Annotated in this window: 15 protein-coding genes and 1 riboswitch; of the genes, 5 read left to right on the top strand and 10 right to left on the bottom strand. The window is 66.5% G+C overall.

Features of this window, described 5'->3' with window-relative positions; genetic code table 11:
• Window positions 1–87: 87 nt before the first annotated feature.
• The 5 genes from ACWCIA_RS06085 to ACWCIA_RS06065 form a co-directional block, all read right to left on the bottom strand.
• Window positions 88–1,653 (bottom strand): DAHL domain-containing protein, encoded by a 1,566-nt coding sequence (locus ACWCIA_RS06085; protein WP_454161695.1) that lies wholly within the window; start codon window positions 1,651–1,653, stop codon window positions 88–90.
• 157 nt (window positions 1,654–1,810) lie between these two features.
• Window positions 1,811–3,064: a multifunctional CCA addition/repair protein gene (locus ACWCIA_RS06080; RefSeq protein ID WP_454161717.1), complete on the bottom strand. Its 1,254-nt coding sequence runs from the start codon at window positions 3,062–3,064 to the stop codon at window positions 1,811–1,813.
• 12 nt (window positions 3,065–3,076) lie between these two features.
• Window positions 3,077–3,796 (bottom strand): glutathione S-transferase family protein, encoded by a 720-nt coding sequence (locus ACWCIA_RS06075; protein ID WP_454161694.1) that lies wholly within the window; start codon window positions 3,794–3,796, stop codon window positions 3,077–3,079.
• A 132-nt stretch (window positions 3,797–3,928) separates the two neighbouring features.
• The gene (locus ACWCIA_RS06070) at window positions 3,929–4,891 is read right to left on the bottom strand and encodes a complex I NDUFA9 subunit family protein (protein ID WP_454161693.1); all 963 of its coding nucleotides are present in this window, start codon (window positions 4,889–4,891) and stop codon (window positions 3,929–3,931) included.
• 29 nt (window positions 4,892–4,920) lie between these two features.
• Complete coding sequence (locus tag ACWCIA_RS06065; protein WP_454161692.1) at window positions 4,921–6,951, bottom strand: transglycosylase SLT domain-containing protein; 2,031 nt, start codon at window positions 6,949–6,951, stop codon at window positions 4,921–4,923.
• A gap of 169 nt (window positions 6,952–7,120) precedes the next feature.
• Here ACWCIA_RS06065 and ACWCIA_RS06060 point away from each other — a divergent pair, with 169 nt between their 5' ends.
• Window positions 7,121–7,714: a 5-formyltetrahydrofolate cyclo-ligase gene (locus tag ACWCIA_RS06060; RefSeq protein WP_454161691.1), complete on the top strand. Its 594-nt coding sequence runs from the start codon at window positions 7,121–7,123 to the stop codon at window positions 7,712–7,714.
• 118 nt (window positions 7,715–7,832) lie between these two features.
• Here the strand turns inward: ACWCIA_RS06060 and metF are convergent, their stop codons facing one another.
• The 4 genes from metF to metK all read right to left on the bottom strand — a co-directional run bounded on the left by metF (window position 7,833) and on the right by metK (window position 11,991).
• Window positions 7,833–8,666 (bottom strand): methylenetetrahydrofolate reductase [NAD(P)H], encoded by an 834-nt coding sequence (gene metF / locus ACWCIA_RS06055; RefSeq protein WP_454161690.1) that lies wholly within the window; start codon window positions 8,664–8,666, stop codon window positions 7,833–7,835.
• A complete protein-coding gene (locus ACWCIA_RS06050; RefSeq protein ID WP_454161689.1) occupies window positions 8,653–9,006 on the bottom strand; it encodes a phage holin family protein in 354 nt (117 codons plus the stop codon). The genes metF and ACWCIA_RS06050 overlap by 14 nt, the downstream gene beginning before the upstream one ends.
• A gap of 126 nt (window positions 9,007–9,132) precedes the next feature.
• On the bottom strand, window positions 9,133–10,545 hold the full coding sequence (gene ahcY, locus ACWCIA_RS06045) for an adenosylhomocysteinase (protein ID WP_454161688.1): 1,413 nt from the start codon (window positions 10,543–10,545) through the stop codon (window positions 9,133–9,135).
• Between the two features lie 25 nt (window positions 10,546–10,570).
• Window positions 10,571–10,644, bottom strand: a riboswitch (S-adenosyl-L-homocysteine riboswitch).
• A gap of 180 nt (window positions 10,645–10,824) precedes the next feature.
• Window positions 10,825–11,991 (bottom strand): methionine adenosyltransferase, encoded by a 1,167-nt coding sequence (metK, locus tag ACWCIA_RS06040; protein WP_454161687.1) that lies wholly within the window; start codon window positions 11,989–11,991, stop codon window positions 10,825–10,827.
• A 185-nt stretch (window positions 11,992–12,176) separates the two neighbouring features.
• Between metK and ACWCIA_RS06035 the strand changes: the two genes are divergently transcribed.
• Genes ACWCIA_RS06035 through dapF form a run of 3 tightly spaced genes read left to right on the top strand, consistent with a single transcriptional unit; the run spans window position 12,177 to window position 14,783 of the window.
• Complete coding sequence (locus ACWCIA_RS06035; RefSeq protein WP_454161686.1) at window positions 12,177–13,028, top strand: lysophospholipid acyltransferase family protein; 852 nt, start codon at window positions 12,177–12,179, stop codon at window positions 13,026–13,028.
• A complete protein-coding gene (locus ACWCIA_RS06030; RefSeq protein ID WP_454161685.1) occupies window positions 13,025–13,885 on the top strand; it encodes an LpxL/LpxP family acyltransferase in 861 nt (286 codons plus the stop codon). Before ACWCIA_RS06035 ends, ACWCIA_RS06030 begins: the two co-directional genes overlap by 4 nt.
• Window positions 13,886–13,919: 34 nt before the next feature.
• Window positions 13,920–14,783 carry a diaminopimelate epimerase gene (gene dapF / locus ACWCIA_RS06025; protein ID WP_454161684.1) on the top strand — a complete coding sequence of 288 codons (864 nt, stop codon included), beginning with the start codon at window positions 13,920–13,922 and terminating at the stop codon, window positions 14,781–14,783.
• Between the two features lie 108 nt (window positions 14,784–14,891).
• Here dapF and ACWCIA_RS06020 read toward each other — a convergent pair whose 3' ends face one another.
• The gene (locus ACWCIA_RS06020; protein ID WP_454161683.1) at window positions 14,892–16,583 is read right to left on the bottom strand and encodes a tetratricopeptide repeat protein; all 1,692 of its coding nucleotides are present in this window, start codon (window positions 16,581–16,583) and stop codon (window positions 14,892–14,894) included.
• Window positions 16,584–17,040: 457 nt separating this feature from the next.
• Here ACWCIA_RS06020 and ACWCIA_RS06015 point away from each other — a divergent pair, with 457 nt between their 5' ends.
• Window positions 17,041–18,063: a porin gene (locus ACWCIA_RS06015; RefSeq protein ID WP_454161682.1), complete on the top strand. Its 1,023-nt coding sequence runs from the start codon at window positions 17,041–17,043 to the stop codon at window positions 18,061–18,063.
• The last annotated feature ends 94 nt before the right edge of the window (window positions 18,064–18,157 follow it).

Below are 18,157 nucleotides of genomic sequence, written 5' to 3'. Positions count from 1 at the left end.
GCATTACGGACTTCCATTTTTGTGCACTGCACCATCGGCGTCATTGTAGCGCACCGGGTGCGCGGCTGCCGCGCGCCAGGAAACGGATCAGGCGGCGTTGGACGCCTCGACCTTCCACTGTGCATTCGGGCTGATGACGAAGGTGCCCTTGCCCGCCTGCTTGGCGGCGTACATGACCTGGTCGGCGTCGTGCAGCAGCGCCGCCGCCCCGGCCTCGGCGGCGGCGCGGCCGCGCGCGGCGGCGATCCCGATGCTGGCCGAGATCGAGACCGGATTGCCGTCGGCCTCGGTGATGCCTTCGATCTGGTCGAGCACCAGGCGCGCGATGCGCAGCGCGCCCTCGGGCATGCCGACACCTTCCAACATGACCACGAACTCGTCGCCGCCCAATCTCGCCAGCACGTCTTCGGCGCGCAGCACTTTCTGGACGCGGCGCGCCACCAGCTGCAGCACCAGGTCGCCGGTGGCGTGGCCCCAGGTGTCGTTGACGCCTTTAAAACCGTCGAGGTCGATGAACATGGCGACCACCACGCTGTCGCGCCGCGCCGCCCGCACCAGCGCCAGCTCCAGCAGGCGCGTCAGCTGGCCATAGTTGACCAGGCCCGTCAGGCTGTCGTGCTGGGCCAGGCGCGCCAGCTTGGCCGACTGCGCCTCGAGTTCGGCGGTGCGCTCGGCCACGCGGTGTTCCAGCGTGTCGTTGGCGCTTTGTAAGCGGTGGTTGACGTCGTTAATGATGCGGTAGCTGCGGCGCAGGCGCCAGCCGGCATAGGCCAGTAAAGCCAGCAGCAGGATCGAATAGGCGAACAGAAAGCCGCGGTAGCGCTGGCGCTCGAGCACCTCGGCCTGGAATGCGCGGTCGAGTTCGCCCGACAGGCGCGCCATCGCTTCCCCGGTGCCAAGCGCGGCGATGCGGGTTTCGACTTCGTTTTCCGGCGGACGGTTGGCCAGGATGGTGCGCGTGTCGCGTGCGATGGCGTCGATCTGCTCGGCCACCGCCAGCGAAAAGCGCTCCTTCTGCCCTTCGACCTGCGCCAGGTTGGCTTCGATGCGGCGCGCCAGCGCGGGCGCCGGCATCAGGTTGTAGCGCAGGGTATCGGCCAGCAGGTCGTTGAGCACCGCGTCGAGGTGGACGACGACCCGGCCGGGCGCGAGCGCGCCCTCGATGCCGCCCAGCTCCGTCTTGAGGTCGGCCAGCGCGGGCGGCAGCGACACCAGGGCCGAGCGCAGCGGCGGATTGAGCGTGCGAAAGCGGGCGACCAGGTCGGCCTTGATGGCCATCGCATCGACCAGCGCCGCGTGCTCGCGCTGCGCGCCGCGCCCGTGCTTGGGCGGCAGCGCTTCGCCGATGCGGGCCAGCAGTTCCTGGATCCGGGGCTGCGCCGTCGCCAGGCGGGCGTCGGCCGGGCCGCTGCCGATGTGGGCGCGCAGCAGGTCGGCGTCCCATTCGGCGTCGAGCTGGCGCAGCTCCTGCAGGTCGAACATGACGCGGTTGCGGGTATCGACGTCGACGCCGGTGGTGCGGATGTAGAGGAAAGCCAGCAGGCCCACCAGCGCCAGCGCCGCAATGGCCGCGTAACGCAGGCGCCGCTTGGGCTGCATGGCCTCCAGGCGGCCCATGAAGGCCGCAAATAAGGTGTCTGTCTGTCGCAACATTCTGCTCATTCACGGAGCATAGCAAAACCGCCCCGCTCCTCGCGCACGTGCTACGTCTTGTAACAATTCAGGTAACAATTCGGCCACGGACGCCACCGCTGGGGCCCGTGCGCCAGCCTGCAATGGATGAGCAGGCTGCGCGCCGTGCGCACAGAACCTAGACTGGCGTCCCGGCGCGTTCGGCGCTATAGATCCAGCGCGACACGGCATTTACGCGCTCGCGGTGCACGGCTTCGGGGATCCGGTCGCGCTGGTCGGCATGGCGCGCGGCGACCTCGCCGGCGTTCACCGCGCGCGCCGCTTCCAGTGCGCCCAGCAGGTAGGGTCCCTGCGGATAAGCGCGCGTGCGCATCTCGTGGGTCTCGTGGCCGCGCCCGCGCGCGTCGCATTCGGCGGCCAGCAGCATGTCGGCAAAGCGCTCGGGCTTGCGGAAGGCGTCGCAGCGCTCGAACAGGGTGACGATGGTATTCGCGCGCAGGATCTCGGCGCGGCTGACGTTGCCGTGTTCGCGCGCGGTCATCAAGGCCAAGTCGCGACAGTCGTTCGGTACCTTCAGGCGCTTGCAGACGTCGGCAATCAGCCTGGTGCCCATGCCCTCGTGGCCATGGTGAGCCGGCCATTTTTCGGGCGGGGTGATGCCCTTGCCGAGGTCGTGCATGAGCGCGGCGAAGCGCACGGCCAGCGTGTGCCCGCGTTCGGCGGCGACGTCGATCACCAGCATCATATGGACGCCGGTGTCCACTTCCGGATGGTGCGCCGGGGGTTGCGGCACGCCCCACAGGGCATCGAGTTCGGGCAGGATGCGCGCCAGCGCGCCGCAGTCGCGCAGCACGGCCAGCATGCGCGACGGGCGCTGCTCCATCAGGCCGCGCGACAGTTCCTGCCAGACGCGTTCGGGCACCAGCGCATCGGCCTCGCCATCGGCGACCATCTTCTGCATCAGCGCCAGCGTTTCGTCTGCCACGCGGAATTCCGGGAAGCGCGCGGCGAAGCGGGCCAGGCGCAGGATGCGCACCGGGTCTTCGGCGAAGGCGCTTGATACGTGGCGGAACAGGCGCGCCTCGAGGTCGCGCCGGCCGCCGTAGGGATCGACGATGCTGCCGTCCTCGGCGCGCGCCATCGCATTGATGGTCAGGTCGCGCCGTACCAGGTCGTCTTCCAGGGTAACGTCGGGAGACGTATGAAACACGAAGCCATGGTAGCCGGGCGCGGTCTTGCGCTCGGTGCGCGCCAGCGCGTATTCCTCCTGCGTTTGCGGATGCAGGAAGACCGGGAAATCCTTGCCGACCGGCCGGAAGCCGGCCGCCAGCATGGCATCCGGGGTGGCGCCGACGACGACGTGGTCGCGGTCCTGCACCGGCAGCCCGAGCAGCTCGTCGCGTACGGCGCCGCCGACGACATAGGTTTGCATCGTCATGATGGCTTACACAGCGGGCAAATCGGCGTCGTGCAGCGGGGTCGGATCGGTCTCCGCCATCGCCTCGGCCACCCAGCGCGCCACGGCAGGATGCGCCAGCATGCGGTCGCAGTAGGCCTGCAGTGCCGGCGCCAGCGTCACGCCATAGGTCATGAAGCGCATCACCACCGGTGCGTAGAAGGCGTCGGCGATCGAGAAGTCGCCGAACAGGAAACCGCGGTGGCCGTAGCGCGACAGGCAATCTTCCCAGATCTCGCAGATGCGGCCGATGTCGGCCTGGGCGCCCGGCGTGCGGCCGCGGCCCGGCAGGCGCGCCTGGATGTTCATCGACATGTCGTTGCGCAGCGCGGCGAAGCCGGAGTGCATCTCGGCCGTGATCGAGCGCGCCAGCGCGCGCGCCGCCACGTCCTGCGGCCACATGTGCTTGTCGGGGAACTGCTCGGCCAGGTATTCGCAGATGGCGAGGCTGTCCCAGATCGTCATCTCGCCGGCCAGCAGCACCGGAACGCGGCCTGCGTGCGAATACTGCGCGATCTTCGCGGCCGTGTCGGGCTGGTCGAGCAGCAGGCGCACCTCGGTGAAAGGGATGTTGAACGCGACCGCCGCCACCCAGGGCCGCATCGACCAGGACGAGATGTTCTTGTTGCCGATGACGAGGGTAAGGCCGGGTTCGCGCGCCTGGTTCAGTGCGTTCGAGAGGGCCGGGTCGAGTTCCGTAGTCTGCATGTTGGTCCTGGTGAGTGGTTGGTTCCGGTTACGGGCGGCGCCTGACAACGCCTCCACGAGGCGCAGCGTCGACGACAATACGCCGGTACGGCGAGACGCTGCAACGCCGCCATGCTGGACTTGTCAGGTGCGCTAACGCCCTGCGCGGGTACGTAAGCGGTCGAGCGGTTCCCCGGGCGCGAGGTAATGCGGCGCCACCGCCTCAAGCGCAGTGAGCTTGATTCCCAGCGCCTGTGCTGTCAAGCCCGGCGTTGCCGAATCGAGCACATTATCCACCGTCATCGAGTCGAGGTTGTCGCGCGAGAGGATGGGCTCGCCCGGCAGCAGTTCGAACAGGCTGGCCTGCAGCCGCGCCACAGTCGCCGGCAGCGCAATGATGTGCCGCTCGCAGCCGGCATAGCGCCCGGCCAGGCGCACCAGCTCGGCCAAGGTATAGATGTGCGGCCCGCCCAGCTGGACGACCTGGCCGGCGGCATGCGGGTCGCGCAGGGCCTGCAGGTAAGCGCTGGCGACGTCGCCCACGTACACCGGCTGGAATCTGGCGGTGGCGCCGGCCAGCGGTACCACGGGCAAGTGGCGCTGCAGCTTGGCGAACATCGTCAGAAAATGGTCGCCCGGCCCGAACACGACCGAGGGCCGGAAGATGGTGGCGGCGACGTCCGGCTGGCTGCGCGCGGCCAGTTCGCCGTCGCCCTTCGAGCGCGCATACATCGACGGGCCGCGCGGGTTCGCGCCGAGCGCGCTCATATGCAGGTAGCGCGGCACGCCGACGGCGGCGCAGGCGTCGACGATGCGGCGCGGCAGGTCGACGTGGGCGCGCCTGAATTCGGCGCCGTAGGGCCGGGCGCGGCCGCCGTGCAGGATGCCGACCAGGTTGATCGCCGCCGTGCGCCCGGCCAGCAGCTCGCGCAGGGCGGTGCCGTCGTGGATGTTGGCCTCGACCACGTCCACGCCCGGCAGCGTAGTCAGGTGGCGGACACGGTCGGCGTGGCGCGTCGGCACCAGCGTCGGAATGTTTTCCTCCGCCAGCAGCGCCACCAGGTGGCTGCCGATGAAACCGGAACCGCCAAATACCACTACCTGGGGGCTGCGCATGGGGTCCTCTTCAGCTCGATGTGGTCCGGTTACGGCAACCCGGAAGCGCCGGTCCGTGGCGTGATCGTTCCGAGCCGCGCCTTGAGCGACTGCGGACGCCGTTCGAACAGGGCCGCGTAGTTCGTCGCGTTGGACATCACGTTGCGCACGTAGGTTCGGGTCTCCGTAAACGGAATCGATTCGACGAAGACGGCGCCCTCCATCGGGGTCTCGAGCAGGCCGCGCCAGGTGCGCGAGCGCGCCGGGCCGGCGTTGTAGGCGGCGGTGGCCAGCACCTGCGAGCCGCCGTTATTCTCCAGCACCATGTTCATGTAGTTGGCGCCGAGGGTGATGTTGGTGCGCAGGTCGTTGAGCATGTCGTGCACGAAATCCGTCAGGCCGATCTTGCCCGCCACCCACTTGCCGGTGGCCGGCATCACCTGCATCAACCCGGAGGCGCCGACGCCGGAACGGGCATCGGTGATGAAACGCGATTCCTGGCGGATCAGGCCATACACCCAGGCCGTGTCGAGCGAGAGGTTTTTCGCGGTCGGCTGCAGGATGTCGTTGTGCGGCGCGGGGAAACGCTGGTTGAAGTCGAGCTCGGTGCGGGTGCGCAGCGAGGTTTCGACCATGCGGTCGAGCAGATCGTTGCGCCGTGCGTACTCGGCGGCGGCCAGCAGTTGCCGCTCGGAGAGCGAACGCAGCGCCCAGTTCCATTCGCGGTTGCCCTCGGCCCGCAGGCGCAGCGCATAGAATTTCATGGCCTGGCGCATTGCGGGGAGCGCCGCCACGGCCTCGACTTCGGCCGGCAGCGGCGGCGCAGCGCTCGGCGGAATGCTCACCAGTTCGCCCAGTTCTTCCATCGCCAGCTGGCCATAAAAATTGTTCTGGGTGGCGACGCGGCGGAACAGGGCTTCGGCCTGGAGGCGCCGGCCCTCGGCCGCCTGGGCGCGGCCCAGCCAGTAGACCCAGCCGGATTCGTCGCGCAGCGGAGCCGGCATCGATTCGATGGTGGCGGCCACCGTTTTCCAGTCGCCGCGGCGAAGCGCCATGCGGGTTTTCCATTCGCGCTGGAAGTTGGTCAAGGGTGCGCCCTCGGCCCGCTTCCAGTAGTCGTGGGCTTCCGGCGCCAGCACGATGGAAGCGGCCAGGGCCACGTTGGCCCAGCCGATCGCGCGTTCCTCGTGCGTGAGCTTGTCGCTGTTCTTATTCAGCGCGATGGTCGCCAGTTTAAGGCTAGTGCGCGCCATGCGGCCCAGCGCCACCAGGTAGATTTCGTGCTCGGCGCGTGTGTCGCCGATGCCGCGCGCCATCGCCACGGCCGGTGCGTCGACCGCCTGCGCGGCCCGCGTGTCGGACGCCCCCAGCAGCTGGGCGATGCGGCGCGACGGGCCGGTGGCGCCCATTTCTCCCGCCAGCCGCAGTTGCGTCAGCAACTCGTCCTGGCCGAGCTGGTTCGACTGGACCAGCTGCGCCATCAGGGCCGCGCAGGCTTCGCCATAAGCAGGCGGATTGGCCAGCAGCGGCCGTGCCTCGAGCGCCACCCGCTCGCCGCGCGCGGCGCGCATCAGGAGCGCATAGCAGCGCACTTGCAAGTTGTCGCTGCGGGTGGCGAAAGCGAGTTCGCGTTCAAAATTGACCCAGTCGCGCTGGCGGCCGAGTTCCTGCAGCCACTCGATGCGCAACTGTTCTGCGATGGCGCTGCCTTCGTGGCGCCGCAGCACGGTACGGATTTCCTCGTACGGTGTCTCGCGCAGCCGCGGTTTGAGACGATAATAGTCCACGTAGGCAGGCAGGACATAGTTGGGCAAGCGCGAGGCCAGCGCATTGGCGCGGGCGGCGTCGTTCTGGCGAGACGCTTCGCGCAGCAGCAAGAAGGTCTCGTCCTCGGCGCGCGTCGCGTCGTTGGCCGGTGCGGCGCCCGGCGCAGCAGGGACGGTCGTGGCACCCGGCACGGGCGGCACGGTTGCCGCGGGGGGCTGGGCCAGGACGGAAGCACCAGCAGCGGCGAAGATCGCGCCGGCTATCAATTTCCATGGAAGCAACAACACAGCTTTTCTACCCTTCACTCGAATCATGACCGGCAAATCAAGAATACCATGCGCATCAATTGTGCCGCCACAAGAGGACTCTGGCGTGGCGCGTGACGGAAACTCGGCGCCTGCCTCCGGCGCAGTCTCTGTGCCCAGCATCGCACAGGCAAACGTGGCATGCGGCAAGCCCGCACAGGCGCCGGCATCAGGCGATGTGGAAACGCAACAGAGTAGCCTGGGCGCCACGGCGCAAGCGGCTGCCGTCGCCAAGTCCGTCCTGCGCAAGCACCTGAAGGCGCAACGCGCCGGCCTTGACGATGCCGGCAAGCCGGAACGCGACCGCCGCATCGGAGACCAGGTACTGGCCTGGTGGCGCCGCACCCGCCCGCCCCTGCTGGCCGTGTACTGGCCCCTGAGCGGCGAGCCGGACCTGCAAGAGACCTATCGCGCGCTGGCGCATGAGGGCGCCGCGCTGGCGCTGCCGGTGGTGGTCGAGCGCCATGCGCCGCTGGCCTTTGCCGAGTGGACGCCGGGCGAACCGATGCTCACCGATCCGATGGGCATCGCGGTGCCGGCGCAGCTGCGCACGGTGGCGCGGCCGCCCGCCTTGCTCGTGCCCTGCCTGGGTTTCAACGAACACGGCTACCGCCTCGGCTATGGCGGCGGCTTCTATGACCGCACGCTGGCCGGCGGCGTCAAACCGGCCACGCTGGGCATCGCCTATGCCTGCCAGGCGGCGCAGTTCGAGGCCGATGTACACGACCTGCCGCTCGACATCATCGTCACCGAAGAGACAGCCGTGGAGTGAGGTGTGCGCTGCCCTTGCCGGGCAGCTTCCCGGGCCGCGGCAGCGAAAAAAAATCCCGGCAGGCGCTTGCGCGCTGCCGGGATCTCGTCATGCAGGGTTGGCCTGCCGAACGGAAGGCTTATTTGCCCGTCAGGTGCTGCCAGATCGCCGTCGTCGCGACCGCCTGGTTCATGCTGTAGAAGTGCAGGCCCGGGGCGCCCCCCGCGAGCAGGCGTTCGCACAGCTTGGTGACCACATCCAGCCCGAAGGCCTTGATGGAGGCGCTGTCGTCGCCGAAGCTGGCCAGTTTCAGGCGCACCCAGCGCGGGATTTCGGCGCCGCACATGTCGGAAAAACGCATCAGCTGCGTGTAGTTCGTAATCGGCATGATGCCGGCCACGATCGGCGCGTCGATGCCCAGTTTTTGTGCATTGTCGACGAACTGGAAATAGGCGTCGGCATTGTAGAAATACTGGGTGATGGCGCCGTTGGCGCCGGCCTTGACCTTGCGCTCGAAGTTCAGCAGGTCGTCCTGGGGAGACCTGGCCTGCGGGTGCATCTCCGGATAGGCCGCCACTTCGATATGGAACCAGTCGCCGGTCTCGGCGCGGATGAACTCGACCAGCTCGCTGGCATAGCGCAGTTCGCCGGCGCCGCCGTAGCCGCTCGGCAAGTCGCCGCGCAGCGCCACCAGGCGGCGGATGCCCTTCTGCTGGAATTGCTGCAGGAGGGTGCGGATCGATTCGCGCGTGGCGCCGATGCACGACAGGTGGGGGGCGGCCAGGTGGCCGTCGGCCATGATGTCGAGCACCGTGTCGAGCGTGCCCTGCTGGGTGGAGCCGCCGGCGCCGAAGGTCACCGAGAAATACTTCGGATTCAGTTCGGCCAGCTTGCGGCGCGTAACGCGCAGTTTGTCCGCGCCCTCGGGTGTCTTGGGCGGGAAAAACTCGATGCTGAAATTAGGGGTTTCCATCTTTTTTCAGGAGCAAGGTTGAAAGCGCCCACGAAATGACGCTGTACAGGATCGCCGCCAGGAAGGCGGACCAGAATCCCGCCACCTCGAAGCCCTCGATCATGGTCGACACCAGCCAGAACAGGACGGCATTGATGACCAAAATAAAGAGCCCCATCGACAGCACCGTGACAGGCAAAGTCAACAATACCAGCAGGGGCCGGATCAGCGTATTGACCAGGCCCAGCACGAGGGCCGCGATCAGGGCGGTGCCGACGTTGGTGACGGAGACGGAGTGCATCAGGTAAGGCAGTGCCATCAACGCGACAGCGTTGATCAGCCAGGTCAGGAGCAGGCGCATGGTCGGCTTTCGTGGTGCGTTTCTTGTTGTGGGACAAGCGTATGGGAGGTCCCGGACCCGCACCGAGTCCGGGACTTGCACGGCCACGGGGGCCGCTTGCTGCTTAGAACACTGAGCGCTCAGCGATCAATAACGGTAGTGGTCAGGCTTGTACGGGCCTTCCTTCTTCACCGAAATATAGGCGGCCTGCTCGTCGGTCAGCTCGGTCAGCTGGGCGTTGAGCTTCTTCAGCTGCAGGCGCGCAACCTTCTCGTCGAGGTGCTTCGGCAGCGTGTAGACGCCGACCGGGTAGTTGGCCGTGTTGGCGAACAACTCGATCTGGGCGATGGTCTGGTTCGCGAACGAGGAGCTCATCACGTACGACGGGTGGCCCGTGCCGCAGCCCAGGTTCACCAGGCGGCCTTCGGCCAGCAGGATGATGCGCTTGCCATCCGGGAAGATGACGTGGTCGACCTGCGGCTTGATGTTTTCCCACTCGTATTTCTTGAGCGCGGCGACATCGATTTCGTTGTCGAAGTGACCGATGTTGCAGACGATCGCCTGGTCCTTCATGCGCAGCATGTGCTGTTCGGTCAGGATGTGATAGTTGCCCGTGCAGGTAACAAAAATGTCGCCATGCTCGGCGGCGTAATCCATGGTCACGACGCGGTAACCTTCCATCGCCGCCTGCAGTGCGCAGATCGGGTCGATTTCGGTGACCCAGACTTGCGCCGACAGGGCACGCATGGCCTGGGCCGAGCCTTTGCCCACGTCACCGTAACCGGCGATGACGGCGATCTTGCCGGCGATCATGACGTCGGTGGCGCGCTTGATGCCGTCGACCAGCGATTCGCGGCAGCCGTACAGGTTGTCGAACTTCGACTTGGTGACGGAGTCGTTGACGTTGATTGCCGGGAAGGCCAGCTTGCCTTCCTGGTGCATCTGGTACAGGCGGTGCACGCCGGTGGTGGTCTCTTCGGTCACGCCGAGGATGGCCGGCAGGCGCTTCGAGTACCACTGCGGATCGCGGGCCAGGCGGCCTTTGATGGCGTTGAACAGGCAGATTTCTTCTTCCGAACCCGGGTTCGCCAGCACCGAGATGTCGGTTTCGGCGCGCTTGCCCAGGTGCAGCAGCAGCGTGGCGTCGCCGCCGTCGTCGAGGATCATGTTGGCGTGGTTGTCGCCCGGCCATTCGAAGATGCGGTGGGTGTATTCCCAGTATTCGTCCAGGGTCTCGCCCTTGATCGCGAACACCGGCGTGCCGACGGCGGCGATGGCGGCGGCAGCGTGGTCCTGGGTCGAGTAGATGTTGCACGAGGCCCAGCGCACCTGCGCGCCGAGCGCTTCCAGCGTGCGGATCAGCACGGCGGTCTGGATGGTCATGTGCAGCGAACCGGCAATGCGCGCGCCCTTCAGGGGCTGCGATGCGGCATATTCTTCGCGGATTGCCATCAGGCCCGGCATCTCGGTTTCGGCGATGCGGATTTCCTTCTCGCCCCAGGAGGCCAGGGAGATGTCGGCAACGAGGAAGTCTTGGGTTTCTTTCAGTACGGCGCTCATCACGCCCTCCTTTCAATTGAAAAAAGTAACGTGAGCGCAGTTGCTGGATATCCGAGCCTGGCGAAAAGGAATCTTTTCGTCGCAACGCTCCTCGGAACGGGGTAGTTTAGCACGACTGGGCGGGGGTGTCGCGGGCCGGCCAGGCGGCTAGGGAGAATTTGTGCGGTCGCAACAATTGAACAGCCGCAGGTGCTCATCCGTGGGATACCGCGTGGGCTCGAGAGCCCACCCTACGAAAAGCGGGCATCGACCTGTTCGGATCGATGCCCGCTTTATTGCTTACGCCAGGCCCGCTTCCGCGCGCAGCAGCGCCGCCTTGTCGGTGCGCTCCCAGGTGAACTCCGGCTCTTCGCGGCCGAAGTGGCCGTAGGCGGCCGACTTGGTGTAGATCGGGCGCAGCAGGTCGAGCATCTGCACGATGCCTTTCGGGCGCAGGTCGAAGTGTTCCATCACCAGCTGGGCGATCTTCTCGTCAGGGATGACGCCGGTGCCTTCGGTATAGACGGTGATGTTGATTGGGCGTGCCACGCCGATCGCGTAGCTCACCTGCACCTGGCACTGGCGCGCCAGGCCGGCGGCGACGATGTTTTTCGCCACATAGCGTGCCGCGTAGGCGGCCGAGCGGTCGACCTTCGACGGATCCTTGCCCGAGAACGCGCCGCCGCCGTGCGGGGCTGCGCCGCCGTAGGTGTCGACGATGATCTTGCGGCCGGTCAGGCCGCAGTCGCCCTGCGGGCCGCCGATGACGAAGCGGCCGGTCGGGTTGACCAGGTATTTCGTGTCCTGCAGCCATTCGCGCGGCAGCACCGGCTTGATGATTTCCTCGATCACCGCTTCCTCGATCTGCGAGTGCGACACGTCCGGATGGTGCTGAGTCGAGAGCACGACGGTGTCGACCGAGACCGGGCGGCCGTCGACATAGCGCAGCGTGACCTGGCTCTTCGCGTCCGGGCGCAGCCACGCCAGGCGGCCGTCCTTGCGCAGCTGCGACTGGCGTTCGACCAGGCGATGTGCGTAGTGGATGGCGGCCGGCATCAGCTCGGCGGTCTCGTCGCAGGCGTAGCCGAACATCAGGCCCTGGTCGCCGGCGCCCTGGTCGAGGTCGAGGCCGGCGCCTTCGTCGACGCCCTGGGCGATGTCCGGCGACTGCCTGTCGTAGCAGACCATGACGGCGCAACCCTTGTAGTCGATGCCGAAGTCGGTGTTGTCGTAACCGATGCGTTTGATGGTGTTGCGCGCGACGCCGATATAATCGACGTTGGCGTGCGTGGTGATCTCGCCGGCCAGCACGACCAGGCCGGTGTTGCACAGCGTTTCAGCGGCAACGCGGGCACGCGGGTCCTGCTCGAGGATGGCGTCGAGGATCGCGTCCGAGATCTGGTCGGCGACTTTGTCGGGGTGGCCTTCCGAGACGGATTCGGAAGTAAAGAGATAATCGTTGGACATGGAGGCTCCAGTTACTGTTCAAAAACTGCCGCAGCAACCCGTGCCTGCGACGCTTTAGCGACATTTATATTCCGCTTCGCAAGTTGTCTATTAACTCGGCGGATCCTGCATAAAGTGGTATTTTACGCTCCTTTGAGAAATTTTTCGCGGAGGGGGCCGCTTCCTCCTCAACCCTGATCAATCGAATGCTAGTTATTTTATTCAGAGTCTTATCCGTTTTTCCCCTGCGCATGCTCCACGGGCTGGGCGCCGCGCTGGGCTGGCTGGTCTACCTGCTCTCCCCTTCCTACCGCCGCCGCCTCGACGCCAACCTGGCGCAGGCCGGCTTCAGCCAGCATCGGCGCGCGGCCGTCGCCGAGGCCGGCAAGGCGATCGTCGAGCTGGCGTTTGTCTGGTGCGGCAAGCCCGAGCGCGTCGCACGCCATGCCAGCGTCGAGAACTGGGAGGTGGTCCAGCGCGTGCTCGATGCCGGCCGCGGCATTGTCTTTTTGACGCCACACCTGGGCTGTTTCGAAATGACCGCGCAGCAAATCGCGCTGCACACGGCGCTGACCGTCATGTACCGCCCGCCGAAGAAAAGCGCGCTAAAGCCGCTGGTCGAAGGCGCCCGGGCGCGCCACAACCTGCACCTGGCGCCGGCCAACCTGTCGGGTGTGCGCATCCTCGCCAAGACCCTCAAAAGTGGCCAGCCGATCGGCCTGCTGCCGGACCAGGTGCCGCAGGAAGGAGAAGGCGTCTGGGCGCCCTTCTTCGGCCGCAGCGCCTACACGATGACGCTGCCGGCGAAACTCGCCCAGCTGGGACGCGCCGACATCCTGCTGGTGTACGCCGAGCGCCTGCCGCAGGGACGCGGCTACACGGTGCGCTTCGTGCCCTTCGAGGGAGATTTGTCGGGCACGCCGGCCGAGCAGGCAGCGAGCATCAACCGTGCGATGGAAGAACTCATCGCGCGCTGCCCCGCCCAGTATTTCTGGAGCTATAACCGCTATAAAAAACCCGATGGGGTTGCCGCGCCGGAAGCCGAGGCCGTGGCATGAGGGTCCTGATCGCATTCCTGTGGCTGCTGCACTGGCTGCCACTGCCCGTGCTCGGGCGTTTCGGCGAGGCCGTCGGCAGCCTGCTGTTCCTGGTGCTGGGCAAGCGGCGCCATATCGCATTGACCAATTTGCGCCTGTGCATGCCGGAGCTGTCCGAGCAGGAGCGGCGCCGCATCGCCCGTGAACACTTCCGCGGCTATTCGCGCAGCATTTTCGAGCGCTCGATCCTGTGGTGGGCGCCGGAAGCACGCGTGCGCAGCCTGATCCATGTGGACGGGGCGGTGCCGCAGGCGGCGATGGAAGCCGGCCCGACCATCCTGTTGTGTCCCCATTTCGTCTGCCTGGACGTGGCCGGCGTCGCCTCCCGCGTGATCCCGGTGTGCAGCATGTACGTGCCGCAAAAGAACGCCGCCTTCGACAAGCTGCTGCGCCATGGCCGCGAACGCTACGGCCCGGTACGCCTGGTGACGCGCAAGGAAGGCATCAAGCCGATCCTGCGCGCGCTGCGCGACGGCCTCCCCTATTTCATGCTGCCGGACATGGATTTCGGAGAAAAGGACGCCGAATTCGTGCCCTTCTTCGGCGTCCCCGCCGCCACCCTGACCGCGCTGGGCCGGATCGCCGCCACCACCGGCGCCAAGGTGATTCCGGTAGTGGCGACCTTCATGCCGAACTACCAGGGCTGGCGCGTGCGCTTCTATCCGGCCTGGGAAAACTATCCGGGTGACGACATGATCGCGGCCACGCGCCGCATGAACGCCTTCATCGAAGAGCGGGTGCGCGAAGCGCCGGCCGAATACTTCTGGACCCATAAACGATTCAAGACGCGCCCGCCGGGCGAACCGTCGCTGTATTAAATAAGCGCTGTACGAATAACAGGCACCTCACACGATGAAACTCAAGTTCACCAAGATGCAGGGCGCGGGCAACGATTTCGTTGTGCTCGACGCCATCAGCCAGACCGTCGATTTCAGCCCCGAGCAATGGCGCCGCCTGGCCGACCGCCGCTTCGGCGTCGGCGCCGACCAAATCCTGGTCGTGGAACGCCCGACGGTGCCCGGCTGCGACTTCCGCTACCGCATATTTAATAGCGACGGCGGCGAAGTCGAGCAGTGCGGCAACGGCGCGCGCGCCTTTGCCCGTTTCGTCAGCGACAAGGGCCTGAGCGGCGAGCGCAGCATCCGGGTGCAGACGATGTCGGGCATCATCGCGCCGCGGCTCGAGGAGGACGGCAGCGTGACGGTCGACATGGGCGCGCCGGTGCTGGAACCGGCCGCCGTGCCCTTCGACGCCGAAGGCCTGGAAGGCCAGGCCGAAGGGCGCGATATCGTGTGGCCGCTGATGGTGCACCAGGGCGTGCTGGAAACGACCGTCCTCGTGTCGACCGTTTCGATGGGCAACCCGCATGCCGTGCAGGTCGTGGACGACGCCGATACCGCGCCGGTCGCCGAGCTGGGGCCGCAGATCGAACACCACCTGCGTTTCCCGAAGCGCGTGAATGCCGGTTTCATGCAGGTGGTCGAGCGCCATCATATAAAACTGCGCGTGTACGAGCGCGGCGCCGGGGAGACCCTGGCGTGCGGCACCGGCGCCTGCGCGGCGGTCGTGGCCGGCATCCGGCGCGGCCTGCTCGATTCGCCAGTCCGGGTATCGGCGCGCGGCGGAGAACTGTCGATCGCCTGGGCCGGTGAAGGCGAACCGGTGTACCTGAGCGGCCCGGCCGTTACCGTGTTCGAGGGAGAAATCGAACTGTAAGGATTCGGCTGCGACTTGGGCCTCGCCAGGGCGCGTTACGCCCCTGGCAACTAGGCCGGCTCAATCCTGGCCGGTTGGCCTCTTCCGTTGCCGGTCAAGCGGCCGCCCTCAGGCGGCAATTCCGTACGAGGAGCCGGGGCGCTGGGGGCTGGCCGGCACCGGCATCGTGTCCTTCGCTTCGTGTTCGCCGGCTTGCGTGGCCGCGGCAATCAGCGTGCGCAAGCGATACAGGCGCTGGCGGTAATTGCCTTCCGGCCCACCCGGGCCACAATCGACACCCTCGAACAGGTGTACGATGCGGTCGAGCGACTGTCTCTCCTGCGCCGTATCGACCATGACCAAGCGGCGCTTGCTGCGCCCGTAGCTGGCGCGGATATCGATCACCAGGCAGTGCCCCTGGTCTGCCGCCGGCACATCGAGCAGCAGGGTTTCGGCGCGCGTGAGGCCGAACAGGGCGGCCAGTTCGAGGCGCGCCGCCAGCAAGGGATAGGCGGACAGGTCGCCCATGCAGGCCAGCAATGCGCCCGTTTCGAGATGGGCTTCGTCCGCAGGACGCGGCGCGATCTTGTGCAGGGCCGCCAGCGCCTCGGCATTGCCCTGGGCAGCCGCCTGCTGCAGCCAGAACACCGCCCGTACGTCATTGCTCTCGTTTTCGCGGCGGGCACGCCAGGCATTGCTGCCGCATTCGAGCTGGGCGGCCTCGTAACCCATTTCCGCCGCACGCTCGAGGTAGCGCTGGGCGTCCGCGACATTGCGTTGCGAGAACTCGGGTTTTAAATAGATGCGCGACAGTGCGTACCAGGCCGCCGCCAGGCCCTGTTCGCCGGCCATCAGCAGCCAGCGGATCGCTTTTTTGAAATTGGCCGCGCCGGTGCCGCCGGTGATGCGCGTGCCGTCGACCTCCATGCGCGCATACCAGAGGCCCATGGCCAGTTGCGCATGCCGGTCGTGTTCGCTCCCGGCCAGTTCCCAGAACGTGTGCAGCTCTTCGCCGCTGACGCCGCGGTCCCCGCCCTCTCCCCTGGCGAGCAGACGCGCGGTACGCGACAGCAAGGCGACCTCGCCGGGCGCCAGACGCTGCCCGCGCTTGCTGCCCGCCGCCTGCACCAGCGTACGCGCCAGCGGCAGCGCGCGCTCGAGGTAATCCACCCAGGCACCGCTTGCCCAGCTTTGCTCGAGCACGGCGAACTGCGCCTCGGCCAGGCCATTGTCGGCTGCGCGGCGCATCCAGGGCTGCCCTCCCGGCGCCAGCGCCGGCGCCGAGCCGGCCATGCGACGCTCGACCGGCCGGGCGGCCGTTGCAGCAGCGCCGCCAGGACCGGCGGCGCCACCTGCGGTAGTGGTGTTGGCCCGGGCCGGCGCCGCGGCAGCGGCCGCCGCGATCTCGGGACGGCGCGCCAGCAGCCACTGCGCTTCCGCGAAGCCTGCACGCGCCGCGTCCTCGAGAGCATGCACGGCCTTGGAGCGGGAAACGCCGGGGCCGGCGCCGCCGTCTTCGAGCAGCAACTGGGCCAGCACCATGCCGGCGCGCACGTTGCCGTTGTCGTAGGCGCGTTCGTACCAGGGCGCCAGGGGCGTCGGGTGGGTGCGGGCCAGGTCGAACGGGATGTGGCTGCCGATCAGCTCGCAGGACTCATCGCAGCCCTGACGCGCGGCCCGGTCGAGCCAGTGCAGCGCGGTAGGCAGGCTGCGCGGCAGGCCGGCGCTGCCGAACAGATAGCGCTTGCCGAGCTCGAGCTGCGCCTCGGCGCGGCCACTGCGGGCGCCGCGGATGATCGCCAGTTCTTCACGATTTGCCATCGGTCGGTCTTTGTTAAATGAGTGGGAGGCGTGGCGTGGGCGGGTCGGCGGGATGCCACAACGAGACGGCCGTCGCGGAAAAAAGTTGCCAATATACAAGAAGATCCCGGATAGCGCCCACACCCATCGGTTCAGGAAAAAGTCTAAGCCAGCCCCTGCCCCCTCATGTCCCGAACAAACCGATGATTGATATCGAACAAGCGCACCCGATTAGTGCGGAACCCGGTACACAGCCGTGCATCGGGCACGGTTGCGGGGCGCGGCAGAGCGAACTCTGCGTTTCAAAAATACAACAGCACGATTGGTTAAATTGGCTTTCCACCAACTCGCGCCGTCATAATTAACAAATCCGGCATCCCTGATGCATTAAGCAATTAAGGTTCACTCATCCGAGTGTTCAGCAAATAAAGTCTCAATGCTCTTTGGATTCCGATTCATCTTCTAAGGAAACAAATAAATGAAAACATCGTTGATGGCAGTCGCTCTTTTCGGCGCATTCGCCGGCGCCGCCCATGCCCAGACCGCCGTTCAGATCTACGGCACCGTGGACGCAGGCGTTCAAAAGCAGACCGGCCAGACCCTGAGCATCGGCAAGCGCGCGTCGAATACCCTGGGTTTCAAAGGTACTGAAGACCTTGGCAACGGCCTGAAAGCCCTGTTCCACCTGGAAATCCGCTACGAGCCGGACACCGGCACCCTCGAGCGCACCAACCGTCCACTGTTCCAGGGCCAGAGCCGCGTCGGCCTGCAGGGTGACTTCGGTATGGTGCGTATCGGTCGCGGCCTGACCCCGTACCAGGAAACCATCGGCGCCTTCGATCCGTGGCATGCCGTGCCGAACCAGGGCGGCTTCTACACTGACCTGACCGTCGCCGGCTACAACTCGCAGCCGCTCGACCCGGCCGGCACCGGCAACAACCGCTGGGCCAATGCCTTCTGGTACAACAGCCCGGTCGTCAGCGGCTTCCAGCTGAACGCAGCCATCGCCACCAAGGAAGGCAATGGCGGTACGCTGATCGGCCGCGGCACCGCGGCAGCTCCGCAATACCCGGTTGGCGCAGAAGCCAGCGCCAACCCGTTCTCGGTCTCGGCAACCTACAACAACGGTCCTGCCGCCCTGATGCTCGGTTACGAGCGCAACGCGATCGAAACCAAGGTAATGTCGGTCGGCGCCTCGTTCATGGTCACCCCTGACCTGAAGCTGATGGGTACCGCAACCCGCCAGGACCAGGAAAACACCGTGTTCGTGAACCCGAAGACCAAGGCATGGGTGCTGGGCGCAAACTACGCCCTGGGCCCAGGCAAGGTGCTCGCTGGCTACGGCCAGAAAGACCCGGACGGCCAGGTCAAGACCAAGCAAATGTCGCTGGGCTACGAGTACAGCCTGTCGAAGCGCACCTACCTGTACATCGACGCATCGCGCAAGAAAGCGCAAAACAGCGTCAACTACTACGACCTGGGCGTGAACCACTCGTTCTAAGCTGAGCCGGGCGCAAGCCCGCAAGCCCAAGTGAAAACATGAAAGGGCAGGAACCGTCGCCGGTTCCTGCCCTTTCACTCGAATGAAAACCGAA

Source organism: Massilia sp. SYSU DXS3249, from assembly GCF_053668055.1.
The sequence above is the reverse complement of the archived record's forward strand: the minus strand, read 5'-3'. Positions and strand labels throughout refer to the sequence as shown.